The sequence below is a fragment of the Arthrobacter ginkgonis genome (genome assembly GCF_039540195.1).
GTDB classification, from domain to species: Bacteria; Actinomycetota; Actinomycetes; order Actinomycetales; family Micrococcaceae; genus Zafaria; species Zafaria ginkgonis.
The window spans coordinates 77,475-89,956 of record NZ_BAABEO010000002.1 but is presented as its reverse complement, the minus strand read 5'-3'; the positions used below and the strand labels follow the sequence as shown (position 1 = coordinate 89,956).

The 12,482-nt window shown below is 70.5% G+C and carries 10 protein-coding genes; 3 read left to right on the top strand and 7 right to left on the bottom strand.

The features are described from left to right. Nucleotides 1-235 precede the first annotated feature (235 nt). Nucleotides 236-1,318, top strand: a complete 1,083-nt coding sequence (locus tag ABD912_RS01285) for an NAD(P)H-dependent flavin oxidoreductase (protein WP_345147885.1) — start codon at nt 236-238, stop codon at nt 1,316-1,318. A gap of 25 nt (nt 1,319-1,343) precedes the next feature. Here the strand turns inward: ABD912_RS01285 and ABD912_RS01280 are convergent, their stop codons facing one another. Beyond that, nucleotides 1,344-2,633: an MFS transporter gene (locus ABD912_RS01280; protein ID WP_345147883.1), complete on the bottom strand. Its 1,290-nt coding sequence runs from the start codon at nt 2,631-2,633 to the stop codon at nt 1,344-1,346. Continuing rightward, entirely contained in the window at nt 2,630-3,526 is an 897-nt protein-coding gene (locus ABD912_RS01275; protein ID WP_345147881.1) for a dihydrodipicolinate synthase family protein, read from the bottom strand. Before ABD912_RS01275 ends, ABD912_RS01280 begins: the two co-directional genes overlap by 4 nt. A gap of 83 nt (nt 3,527-3,609) precedes the next feature. Between ABD912_RS01275 and pdxR the strand changes: the two genes are divergently transcribed. Then, nucleotides 3,610-5,016 carry a MocR-like pyridoxine biosynthesis transcription factor PdxR gene (gene pdxR / locus ABD912_RS01270; protein ID WP_345147879.1) on the top strand — a complete coding sequence of 469 codons (1,407 nt, stop codon included), beginning with the start codon at nt 3,610-3,612 and terminating at the stop codon, nt 5,014-5,016. A 128-nt stretch (nt 5,017-5,144) separates the two neighbouring features. On the opposite strand, the gene ABD912_RS01265 is transcribed toward pdxR, so the two are convergent. The 5 genes from ABD912_RS01265 to ABD912_RS01245 form a co-directional block, all read right to left on the bottom strand. Continuing rightward, nucleotides 5,145-6,665 carry an amino acid permease gene (locus ABD912_RS01265; RefSeq protein ID WP_345147877.1) on the bottom strand — a complete coding sequence of 507 codons (1,521 nt, stop codon included), beginning with the start codon at nt 6,663-6,665 and terminating at the stop codon, nt 5,145-5,147. 68 nt (nt 6,666-6,733) lie between these two features. Then, complete coding sequence (gene aspA / locus ABD912_RS01260; protein WP_345147875.1) at nt 6,734-8,137, bottom strand: aspartate ammonia-lyase; 1,404 nt, start codon at nt 8,135-8,137, stop codon at nt 6,734-6,736. Nucleotides 8,138-8,213: 76 nt separating this feature from the next. Further along, nucleotides 8,214-9,203, bottom strand: coding sequence for an asparaginase (locus tag ABD912_RS01255; protein WP_345147873.1), 990 nt, complete (start codon nt 9,201-9,203; stop codon nt 8,214-8,216). Between the two features lie 84 nt (nt 9,204-9,287). Continuing rightward, nucleotides 9,288-9,983, bottom strand: a complete 696-nt coding sequence (locus ABD912_RS01250) for a FadR/GntR family transcriptional regulator (protein ID WP_345147889.1) — start codon at nt 9,981-9,983, stop codon at nt 9,288-9,290. A gap of 145 nt (nt 9,984-10,128) precedes the next feature. After that, complete coding sequence (locus ABD912_RS01245) at nt 10,129-10,560, bottom strand: DUF1801 domain-containing protein (protein ID WP_345147872.1); 432 nt, start codon at nt 10,558-10,560, stop codon at nt 10,129-10,131. A gap of 500 nt (nt 10,561-11,060) precedes the next feature. Between ABD912_RS01245 and dnaB the strand changes: the two genes are divergently transcribed. Continuing rightward, the gene (gene dnaB / locus ABD912_RS01240; RefSeq protein WP_345147871.1) at nt 11,061-12,434 is read left to right on the top strand and encodes a replicative DNA helicase; all 1,374 of its coding nucleotides are present in this window, start codon (nt 11,061-11,063) and stop codon (nt 12,432-12,434) included. Nucleotides 12,435-12,482 lie beyond the last annotated feature (48 nt).

Here is a 12,482-nt window from a genome sequence, read left to right as displayed (position 1 = left end):
CGGCGACGAGGACGGCTCCTACCACGGCCAGGCCTCCAAGGGCTTCAAGCTCGGCACCCAGGTCTAGGTAAATCAGGTCTAGGTAAACCGGGCCTGGGTATAACGGGTGCCGGTACGACGGCGGAGGGTGCGGCGGGGTTCCCGCCGCACCCTTTGCTGTGCATAGCATGGGGAAACGACGCTAGGTAGTTCGACGCCAGGCAGTTCAGGGCAGTCCAGGCCGAGGAGGGCAACCATGCCGGAAGAGCACACATCCGACGGATCGCTGCGGGCCACCGGCCTGCTGGCCGGCCTGGGGGCGAGCATCCCGCTGGTTGCGGCCCCGATGGCGGGCGGGCCCAGCACCCCGGCACTGGTCCTTGCCGCCGCCGAGGCCGGTGGCTTGGGCTTCCTCGCGGCCGGCTACAAGACGCCGGACCAGCTCGCCGAGCAGATCGCGCAGGTGCGCTCCGGAACCGAGCGCTTCGGCGTCAACGTGTTCGCGCCGAACCCGGTGCCGGTGGAGCGGGCGGCGTTCGACGCCTATGCCGGGGCGCTGCGGGAGTTGGCCGCAGGCTACGGGGTGGACCTGGACGGCGTGGAGCCGCGCGAGGACGACGACGAGTGGGACGCCAAGGTGGAGCTGCTGGCCGGCGACCCCGTCCCGGTGGTCACCTTCACCTTCGGCCTGCCCGACGCCGACACCGTCCGCCGGCTGCGGCGGGCCGGCTCGCTGGTCCTCCAGACCGTAACCAACCCGGATGAGGCCAAGCGGGCCGCCGCCCTGGGCGTGGACGGCCTGGTGGTCCAGTCGTACCTGGCTGGCGGCCACTCCGGAACGCTCACCCCGGACGCCCCGCTGGCGGAGGTTCCCCTGCCGGAGCTGCTGGGACGTGTCCACGCGGAGGTGGACCTTCCCCTCTGGGCGGCGGGGGGCCTGTCCACCTCGGCCGGGATCCATGAGGCCCTGACGGCCGACGCCGAGGCGGTTGTCCTCGGCACCGTCCTGCTGCGCACTCCCGAAAGCGGTGCCTCCGCCCCCTACAAGGCGGCGCTGGCCGACGCCGCCGGCATCGAACCCGGATCCACCGACACGCTTCTGACGAGGGCTTTCTCCGGGCGTCCGGCTCGCGCCCTGCACAACCGGTTCGTGGACCGCTTCAACGGCCAGGCGCCCGCCGGATACCCGGCCCTGCACCACCTGACCAGCCCCATCCGCAAGGCCGCGGCCACGGCCGGGGACCCCGAGGGCATCAACATCTGGGCAGGCACCGGGTACCGTGACGCCACCGAGGAATCCGCCGCGGACCTGCTGCGCCGCCTCGCCGGAGTCGGCTAGCACGCGGGGCAGGCCCCGCGCTTGGTCAATCGGCCAGTGGGGTGGCCGGATGGATCGGCGGCGTTTGGGTTGCGCATGCCCGTGCGTCTTGTGCATGCCGACGCGTCACCCGTATCCGACGCACGGGCATGCCAAAGCCCAGGGTCAGCGCGGCCACGGACACGGCCCCCGCCACCAGGGGGAGCCGGGAATCGACGGGCGCCAGCAGCCCGGCCAGGAACGTCCCGGCGGAGGCGGAGGAGATCTTCAGCGCGGCGACCCAGATGAAGACCTGTCCGCGCGCCGCCGCGGGCGCGTATTCGCTGCGCGCGGCCAGGGTGGCGGCCATGAACAGGGCGTTGAGGGCCCCGGCGACGGCGTAGGCCGCGACCGAGACGGCGAAGGCCGGGCTCGCGGCGGTGGCCGCCAAGGCAAGCGCCAGGGCCGCGGCAAGGACGGGCATGATCCGGCGCGGTTCCCCGCGCAGCGGGAAGGCCAGGACGATCCCGGAGCCGAGCAGGTATCCGATGCCGTAGGACGCCGCCAGGACCGCCGCGGCCGCGGGGTCGAGCTGGAAGCGGGCGGCCGCGCCGAGTGCCGCGACGGGCAGGGCCGCAACGCTGCCCGCGACGAGCGTCGTGAAGGCCAGGGTCCGGCGCAGGTCCCCGTCGCGCAGGATGAGGGTGATGGTTTCCAGGGCGGTGGGAACGTCCCCTCGGCTTCCGCCGGCCGCCACGGGGGCGGGCAGGCGGAGGACGAAGACGGCGGCCAGCGCCGCGCAGCCGGCCAGGCACAGGGCGGCGGCGGCCGGCGTCGTGGAGGAGGCGACAATCGCCACGATGGCCGGGCCGAGGGACGCGCCGATCCCGTAGGTGGCCGCGTCCCATCCCTGGGCGCGGCGTTGTGCGCGCTGGGCCGGGGCGGCGAGGGCGGGCAGGCGGCTGCTCAGTCCGCCGGTGAGCAGCGGGCCGCAGGTCCCGGCCATCGCGACCAGCACGGCACTGAGCGCGAAGGGCACGGCGCCGAAGGTTGCCACCGCGGTGGCCAGTGCGGCGGCGTAGAGCAGGCAGGCGGTGGCGATGGGCTTGCGCGGGTCCGCGGCCAGGTCCATCCGCCGGGCCACGAACGGGCCCAGGAGGTGGGGCGCCGTCAGGCAGGCGGCCAGCACGGCACCGTGCAGTGCGGCGTCGGGAACCGCGGCCCCACCCACCACAGCTCCGTGCCCGCCCTGCGACGCCGCGAGGAGGATCAGCGCGATCGCCCCGCCCCCGTCGGCGAGCCTCGCCAGGGACGCCGCGGCGACGTACCGGGGGAGGGCGCGGCCGGGCCGGGTCATTGCAGGTTCAGGGCTTGGAGGGTCTCCTCGACGGCGGCCCGTGCCTCTCCCTGCAAGGTGCGCAGCGGCCGCGGCAGGCTGGGGCTGGTGGTGGTGCCGATCAGCTCGCTGGCGGTCGCCACCACGCGCAGGCTCCCGTGCTTGCGGAACAGCGCCCAGAGCGGCTCGAGCCGCTCCGAGAGCGCGGTCGCCTCGTCCGCCGCGCCGGCCCGCGCGGCGCGCGTGATCGCGACGGCGGGCTCGGGGAACAGCCCTGCGGCGGCGCTGAACCACGCGTCGGCGCCGGCGTTCAGGGCCGGGGCGGCGAACCAGTCGCCGCTCACCCCCAGGACGGTCCCGGGCGCCAGGGCCGCGCGGAGGGTCGTGATGCGCTCGGCCGCGTCCCCGACGGGCGCCGGCGGAATCTTCACGGCCGCGATGTTCGGCAGCCGGGTCACCGCGGCGTAGAGGTCGTCGCTGAAGGTGAAACCGGTGGTCCCGGGGTTGTCGTAGACGCAGACCGGGACGGACGCGACCCGCGAGACGTCCTCATAGAGCCCGTAGGCCTCCTCGTCGGTGAGCCGCTGGTAGGACACCGGGGCGAGCAGCACCGCGGAGGCGCCCTCGGCCTGGGCGTCCTCGGCGAGACACAGGACCTCGCGGGTGCGCAGGGCCCCCACCCCGACCATAACGGGAGTGCCCCCGGCCGCCTGGACCACCATCCGCGCGACCCGGCGCCGTTCCTCGCGCTCAAGGTAGGCATAGCCTCCGGTGCTGCCCAAGGCGCCGATGGAGTCCACCCCGGCCGCGACGGCGCGTTCGACCTGGGCTGCGACGGCGCGCCCGTCGATGCCGGTCTCGGTGGTGGGGGTCAGGGGGAAGGCGCTGAGGCCGCGGAAGTCGAAATCGCTCATGCGTCCAGCCTGTCCGCAAAACTGGACTTACGATAAGGCCAGATATTGCGGAAACGATTGGACCAGTGAAAGGTGGCGGCAACATGGTGACCGAGCTGCCCATCCTGCTCGACCGCTCCACCGGCGAGCCCCTGACGGCGCAGCTGTCCCGGGCCCTGCGGGCGGCGATCCTCGACGGGAGGATCGCCCGTGACGAGGCGCTGCCGGGCAGCCGCGCCCTGGCCCGCACGCTGGGCGTGTCCAGGGGAACAGTGGTCACCGCCTACGAGCAGCTGCTGGGCGAGGGGTACCTGAGCGCCCACCCGCGTCGGGGCACGGTCGCCGCCCTGGAACTGCCCGCCGACGCCGGCGCGGGGCCTGCCGCCGGGACGGACCGGCCGGCGTCGGGCCCCGTCCCCGAGATCTGGGCCGACCTCGCTCCCGGGCACCCGAGCACCAGGGGCCTGGCCGACCCCGCCTGGAAGGCCGCGTGGCGTGAGGCAGCGGCCCAGGCGGGGAACGCGTGGATGCCCCCGGCCGCGGGGACCCCGGAACTGCGCGCGGCGATCGCCGGCCACCTGCGCCGGGCCAGGGGCCTGGACTGCGGCCCGGACGACGTCGTGGTCACCGCCGGCACCAGCGACGCGCTGCTGCTGCTCGCGCTGGCGCTCAAGCCGGCCGACCGTCCCCTACGCATCGCCGTGGAGGATCCCGGGTATGCCGCGGCGCGGCGGGTGCTGCGCACCGCCGGCGCGCACGTGCAGCCCGTCCCCGCCACCGCCGACGGGATGGACCCGGACCTGCTCCGGGCGCTGGACCCCGTCCCGGACGCGGTGCTGGCCACCCCGAGTCACCAGTATCCGCTGGGGGGACGGATGGGCGTGCAGGCCCGGGTGGACATGCTCGCCTGGGCCGCCGGCCACGGGACGGTGGTCATCGAGGACGACTACGACAGCGAGTTCCGTCACGCCCGGCAGCCGCTGCCGGCCATGGCGTCCCTGGGGGCGGCGGGCACCACGGTCCTGGTGGGGTCCTTTTCGAAGACCCTTACCCCTTGGCTGCGCTGCGGATACCTGGTGGCCACGGGCCCCGCCGGCGAGGCCGTGCGCCGGACCCGGACCGCGCTGGACAGCCCCGTCTCGGGAGTCCAGCAGCAGGCGCTGGCCCACTACATCGACTCCGGGGCCCTGGCCCGGCACACCGCCCGCACCCGCCGCGAATACGCCCACCGCCGCAGCCTGGTCCTGGCCAAGCTGGGGAAGCTCCCCGGGGTCGCCCTCGGTGCGCTCGACGGCGGCCTGCACGCCACGGTGCGCTTCGACCAGCCCGCGGCGCCGGTCATCGAGGCCGCGGCCCGCGAAGGCATCCTGGTCGCCGCGCTCGCCGACTACGCCGCGGCGGGGGAGCCGGCCAACGGTCTGGTCATCGGGTACGGAGCCCCGACCGACCTGGCCCTGTCCCGGGCCCTGGGCCGGATCGCGGAGCTGATCGCCGGCGCGGGGGAGGGCTGAGCGGGGAAGGCTGAGCACGGCTTGGCCGCGCCGACCCGTCTCCGCGGCGGGCCCCGCCTATGGCCCGGACCGGCCAAGACGGCGACGGCGGCACCCCGGCCGGGGTGCCGCCGTCGTCCGTTGCCGATTCAGGAGTCGTGCGGTGCGGCCGGAACCACCGGCTCCGTGCGGGCTTGCTCCGCATCCCGCTGGGCGGCGATGGCATGGATCCGGTCGCGGCAGCGGTACCAGCCGAAGACGAGCAGCGGGATGATGACCACCAGCGATGCCACGGTCCAGGTGCCGACCGGGGAATCGAACGCCATCAGGACGAGCACCGCCACAAGGAACGCCAGCGTGAGGTAGCCGGTCACCGGGGCGCCGGGCATCCGGAAGGACGGGCGCTCGGCCGTTCCGGCCTTGGCCCAGCGCGTCAGCTTCAGCTGGCACAGCACGATCATGCCCCAGGCGCTGATGATGCCGATGGCCGCCGCATTGAGCACGATCTCGAAGGCCTGCGCCGGCACGACCGCATTGAGCACCACACCCAGCAGGGCGATCACCGCGGTCAGCGCGATGCCGCCGTACGGCACGCCGGATTTGCTCATCCGCGCCGCGAAACGCGGGGCCGAGCCGGCAACGGCCATCGAGCGCAGGATGCGTCCGGTGGAGTAGAGCCCGGCATTGAGGGAGGACAGCGCCGCGGTCAGGACAACCAGGTTCATGATCGCGTCCACTCCGGCGACGCCGATGGTGCCGAAGAACGTCACGAACGGGCTTTCGCCGGCCTTGTAGGCGGTGTAGGGCAGCAGCAGGGAAAGCAGGATCAGCGACCCGACGTAGAAGACGGCGATGCGCAGCACCACGGTGTTGATGGCCCGCGGGATGATTTTCTCCGGGTTCCGGGTCTCGCCGGCTGCCGTGCCGATCAGTTCGATCGAGGCGTAGGCGAACACGACGCCCTGGATGACGATGACGGCGGGCATCACGCCGGCCGGGAAGATGCCCCCGTTGCCGGAGATCAGGCTGAATCCGACCTCATGGCCCTGGATGGGCGTGCCGAAGATGACGAAGTAGGTGCCCACCAGCAGGAACGACACCAGCGCAACGACCTTGATGAGCGCGAACCAGAATTCCAGCTCGCCGAAGACTTTCACGGAGACCAGGTTCAGGCCCAGAACCAGCACCAGCGCGGCGAGGGCGAAGACCCACTGTGGGACATCGCCGATGGGCGCCCAGTATTTGGCAAAGAAGTTCATGTACAGGGCGACGGCGGTGACATCCACGATGGCGGTCATCACCCAGTTCAGCCAGTACAGCCATCCCGTGGCGAAGGCCGCCTTTTCGCCAAAGAACTCCCTGGCGTAGGAGACGAAGGAGCCGGAGGAGGGCCGGTGCATGATCAGTTCGCCCAGCGCCCGAAGGATCATAAAGGCGAAGAATCCGCAGACGGCGTAGGTGATCACCAGGGCCGGACCGGCGTTGGCCAGGCGGCCGCCGGCGCCCATGAACAGCCCGGTGCCGATGGCGCCGCCAATGGCGATCATCTGGATCTGCCGGGGTTTCAGGCTCTTGTGGTAGCCGGGGTCCTCGGCGTGCAGGCCGGCCTCGGAAATGTGCCCGTCGTCGGAGGGCGCGGGGTGGCGCAGTCCCTGGGAGGAGAGAGTCATAACGGTCCTTGGTGGGGGAAGGGTTCGGTCGGACGTTGCGGTCGGGAGGGCCTTGGGGTGGTGGGGGCCTAGTTGGTGAGGTTGGCCAGCCGTTCGGGCTGGAGCAGTTCTTCGAGCCGGTCGGCGGAGAGCAGTCCGTGCTCAAGCACCAGTTCGGCCACGCCGCGGCCGGTGGCCAGGGCTTCCTGGGCAATGGCCGTGGCCGCGGCATAGCCCAGGTGCGGATTCAGCGCGGTCACCAGGCCGATGGACTGCTCGACGGAGAGCCGCAGCCGCTGGGCGTTGGCGGTGATGCCGCGCACGCAGCGATCGGTCAGGGTGCGGCAGGCGTTCTCCAAGTGGGAAATGCTCTTGTCCAGGCTGTGGACGATGACCGGCTCGAAGGCATTCAGCTGCAGCTGCCCGGATTCGGCGGCCATGCTGATGGTGACGTCGTTGCCGACGACCTCGTAGGCCACCTGGCTGACGACTTCCGGGATCACCGGGTTGATCTTGCCCGGCATGATCGAGGAGCCGGACTGCACGGCCGGCAGGTTGATCTCCCCCAGCCCGGCGCGCGGGCCGGAGGAGAGCAGGCGCAGGTCGTTGCAGATCTTGGAGAGCTTGACCGCGACGCGCTTGAGCACGCCGGACAGGTGCACGAAGGCGCCGACGTCCTGGGTGGCCTCGATCAGGTCCACCGAGGTCACCAGCGGCAGGCCGGTGACCTCGGCCAGGTGCCGGCACGCCGCGGCGCTGTAGCCGACCGGGGCGTTCAGGCCGGTGCCGATGGCGGTGGCCCCCAGGTTGATCTCGTGGATCAGCAGGCCGGCCTCGGCCAGCCGCAGCCGGTCTTCGCCCACGGTGACCGCGTAGGTGCCGAATTCCTGGCCCAGGGTCATCGGCACGGCGTCCTGCAGCTGGGTCCTGCCCATCTTGACCACGGTGCGGAACTCGGCGGCCTTCGCGGCGAAGGCCTCTTCGAGGGTTTCCAGCGCATCGAGCAGCCCGCGCACGCTGAGGATCGTGGCCACGCGCACGGCCGTGGGGTAGACGTCGTTGGTGGACTGGCTCAGGTTGACGTGGTCGTTGGGATGCAGCCGGGAGTAGTCGCCCTTCTTGTGGCCCAGGATCTCCAGCGCCCGGTTGGCAATGACCTCGTTCGCGTTCATATTGGAGGAGGTTCCGGCGCCGCCCTGGATGACGTCGACGATGAATTGCTCGTGCAGCTTGCCGTCGAGGATTTCCTGGCACGCCTCGGCAATGGCGTCGGCGCGGACGGCATCCAGCAGGCCCAGTTCCTGGTTGGTGCGTGCCGCGGCCAGCTTGACGGCGGCCAGGCCCCGGACCAGCTGCGCATTGGTGGACAGCGGCTGGCCGGTGATCGGGAAGTTCTCCACCGCGCGCAGGGTATGCACGCCCCAGTAGGCGTCCGCGGGGATGTCTCGGTCCCCCAGCAGGTCATGGTCGGTGCGGAAAGAGGCAGTGCTCATGGGTGATCCTTGGGTTCTGTGAGGTGACGTCGTTGTCGGAAGGGAGATCCGGGCGGGAGATCCGCGAGGGAGGGACTTATCGGGTGAAGTCCACGGCGCGCAGCTGGCCGACCGGCCGCCCGCCGCCGAGGACAGGGTCCGGCTGAAGGGCCGCGAGCGCGCCGGCGTCCAGGCCCATCAGTTCCAGGGCGTGGAGGGTCGCCGGCAGCCGGGCGCGGTCTCCGCCGTCGGCGATCTTGATGGCCAGGGAGCGGCCGTCCGGCAATCCCACCAGCTGCAGGCCTTCGAAGCCGTCCTTCGCGAGCAGGCCGGGCACCTGGCGCATCAGCCCGGTGACGTCCCGCCCCTCGCCGGCCACCTGCTCGGGGTGTGTTCGCATGGCGTCCGCCACTGCGGCCTCCGCGGTGCCCGGTGCGGCGGAAGCGAGCAGCCCGAAGGCCCGGGCCATGCCGCGCAGCGTCACCGCGAACAGCGGGGTTCCGCAGCCGTCCGTGCTGACGGTGTGCAGTTCCTCGCCGGTGAGCTCGCCGACGACGCCGGCAATCGCCTGCTGCAGGGGGTGCGAGGGCTCCATGTACCCGCGCCCGGGCCAGCCGTTGAGGGCACAGGTGGCGAGCATGGCCGCGTGTTTGCCCGAGCAGTTCTGTGCCAGCCGGCTGGGCGCGCCGCCGCGGCGCAGCCACTCGCCGCTCTCAACGCGGCCGTAGGGAAGGTCAGGGGTGTTTTCCAGTGCCTCCTCATGCAGTCCATGCAGGTCCAGGATCCGCCGGGCCCCGTCGACGTGCATCCGGGAACCGGAATGGCTGGCCGCGGAGAGCGCCAGCAGTTCTGCCGGCAGCCGCAGCCCGGCACGGACCATGGCCACGGCCTGCAGGGGCTTGAGCGAGGAGCGCGGGTAGAACAGCGCCAGGGGATCTCCGGCCGAGAAGAGCGCGCCGCCGTCCGCCGCCAAGGCGATCACGGACCCGTAGTGGACGCTCTCCACCAGTCCGTCGCGGGTCTGCTCCGCAACGGGCACGTGGGCGGGACGGGCAGTCGCCGGGTTCACGGCGAGGGGGTGAAGCACAAAAATATCCTTTGGTTTGAGGGAAGTTCGTTCCTGCAGGCACGGACCCGGCAAACCGCGGGGCCGCCCATGGGCTGCAGGTCGTCAGCGGTTCAGTACCCGGTCCAGGGCGGCGTCGACCGCGGCGAGGTGCCGACGCATGGCCTCACTGGCCTGTTCGGGTGATGCCTCTTCGATGGCGGCCAGGATCTCCCGGTGCTCAACATCCGAATCGGCCTGCCGCCCGGCCACCATGTTCAGGGTCTCCGATTGGTTGGCCATCGCGTCGCGGATATCGGACACCACCTTCTCGAAGACCCGGTTGCCGCTCATCTTGGCGATTGCAGCATGGAAAGTGGCGTCCAGCGCGACCCATGCCTCGGGGTCCTCTTCGCGGTCCATGGCGGCCACGATGTCGCGGAGAAGCTGCACCTCATCCTCGCTGCGCCGTTGCGCGGCCAAGCCGGCGGCAGGCACTTCGATATGTGGCCGGGCCTCGGTCAGCTCCCGCGCCGAATACTGGCCCAGCGCCAGATCGCCGCCCACATGGTCGGAGATCACGAAGGTTCCCTTGCCCGTCCGGGTTTCCGTCAGGCCCAGGGACGCGCAGGAGCGCAGGGCCTCGCGGACCACCGATCTGCTGACCCCATACTGCTGGGCCAGCATCGCCTCTGAGCTCAGCCGCGTCCCGATGGGAAGACGGCCCGCCTCGATGGCTGTGCGAAGGGAACTGAACACGGCCTCGGCCGCACTGACGCGTACAATTTGCTGTCCTGCTGTCCAGCTGTCTGACAGGTTCACGGTCAGAAAGATGTCATGGATCACAGAGGGCTGTCAACCAACACCCGTTGCCTTCGTGGGGACCTTGGGGGCCGGGATTTCGCCGCCGGAACGGGCGTGGCGGCCCTGACCTGCCACTTCATGATAGGGGAGATGCAGCCGGGTCCTAGGCGCGGCCCTGGACGTGCAGGTCGGCCATGACATGCCGGTACCCCTGCGCCACCAGCTCGCGCAGGACCTCGGGATCCACGTCCGCGAGCTTGTTGACATACAGGCAGCCGGCCCCCAGCTTGTGCTTGCCGAGGCGCTCCAGCAGGGCCGGCGCCTCGGGTCCGTAGGTGAGCCCATAGAGGGAGAGCGAGGCTTTCCGGGGAGAGAAGCCGACGGCGCACGCGTCGCCTTCACGGCCCGTTTCGTAGCGGTAGTGGTAGGCCCCGAAGCCGACGATGCTCGGGCCCCACATCACCGGCTCGTGGCCGGTCACCTCCTGCATGAGGTCCAGGAGGTACTCGGCGTCGGCGCGGCGGACGGGGTGCTCAACGGCGGCGATGAAGGCGCGTGGATCCACGTCGGTGGGCAGGGTTTTGGCTTCACTCATGCGGCCCAGTATCGCAACGTCCCCCGTCAGGCTCAACGATTCCGCAGGGCGGTTTCCACAGGCAGGACTGACCTGTGGATAACTTGAGGGGTTCCGTGGAAAAGTGGCGCGGCCCTGATGAGTTTTTCCCCACAATTATCCACGGCTGGGGAGAAACGCCCGAGGAAAGAACTTGTTATGCACAGGGGTGGAAAGGCGTTTTCCCTAGTCATCATTGGAATGTGGACAAAGGTTTTGGTTAATCCACAAGGTTCTCCCCAGACTGTGCACACAACACGCCGGGCAACGCACAACTTATCCACAGGGGGTGTGGGTAGGCCGCTTGGGGAGGGCAGGAAACGGGTCTAGGGTGGCATGGTCTCCACTGCATCCCCGGGCCCTTGCGGCCGTGCCGCCGCCGGGTTTCCACAGTGACGCAAAGTGTCGTACCCGGCTGGGATGCTGGGGGAGTCGGAGGGCGAGCCGCGCGGCACGCCCCGGCGAAGTTGAAGGGAAGCCCCGTGTCGCTCACGCACCTAGATTCTGCAGAAGGATCCGGAGAGTCCGAGTTCGGTCGCACCCCGCCGCAGGACCTCGTGGCGGAACAGAGCGTGCTCGGCGGCATGATGCTCTCCAAGGACGCCATCGCCGACTGCGTTGAGGTGCTGCGCGGCATCGACTTCTACCGCCCTGCGCACGAGGCCATCTACGAGTCCATCATCGACCTCTACGGCCGCGGCGAGCCGGCCGACGCCGTCACCGTGTCCGACCTGCTGACCAAGCGGGGCGATATCGCCCGCATCGGCGGCCCCGCCTACCTGCACACCCTGCTGCAGTCCGTGCCGACCGCCGCCAATGCCGGGTTCTACGCCGAAATCGTGCGCGAGCGCGCGGTGCTGCGCCGCCTCGTGGAGGCCGGCACGAAGATCGTCCAGATGGGCTACTCGCAGGACGGCGAGGTCGATGAGATCGTCAACGCGGCCCAGGCCGAGGTCTTCGCCGTGGCCGAACGCCGCACCGCCGAGGACTACGTCCCGCTGCGCGACATCATCGAAGGCACGGTCGACGAGATCGAATCCGCCGGCCACCGCGGCGAAGGCATGACCGGCGTTCCCACCGGCTTCTACGAACTCGACGAGCTGACCCAGGGTCTGCACGGCGGCCAGATGATCGTCATCGCGGCGAGGCCGGCCGTTGGCAAATCGACGTTCGCATTGGATTTTGCCAGGTCAGCGGCCATTAAGAACAACATGACCGCCGTCTTCTTCTCGCTCGAAATGGGCCGCAACGAGATCGCGATGCGCCTGCTTTCGGCCGAGGCGAGCATCGGCCTGCAGGACCTGCGCAAGGGAACCATCAAGGACGAGCAGTGGGGCAAGATCGCCACCACCATGGGCCGGCTCAACGACGCCCCGCTGTTCATCGACGACTCGCCCAACATGTCGCTGATGGAGATCCGCGCCAAGTGCCGCCGCCTGAAGCAGAAGCACGACCTCAAGCTGGTGGTGCTCGACTACCTGCAGCTGATGAGCTCCGGCAAGCGCGTCGAATCCCGCCAGCAGGAAGTCTCCGAGTTCTCCCGCGCCCTGAAGCTCCTGGCCAAGGAACTGGACGTCCCGGTCATCGCGCTCTCCCAGCTGAACCGTGGCTCCGAGCAGCGCACCGACAAGAAGCCAATGGTCTCCGACCTGCGTGAATCGGGATCGATCGAGCAGGATGCCGACATGGTGATCCTGCTCCATCGCGAGGACATCTACGACAAGGAGTCCCCGCGCGCCGGCGAGGCCGACGTGATCGTGGCCAAGCACCGTAACGGCCCGACCAAAACGATGGTCGTCGCCTTCCAAGGCCACTATTCCCGCTTCAACAACATGGCCACCGAAGGCGGAATGTAGCCAAGCCCTCCGCGATCTTGCCGGCCCCTTGGCGGCTAGCATGCTCTC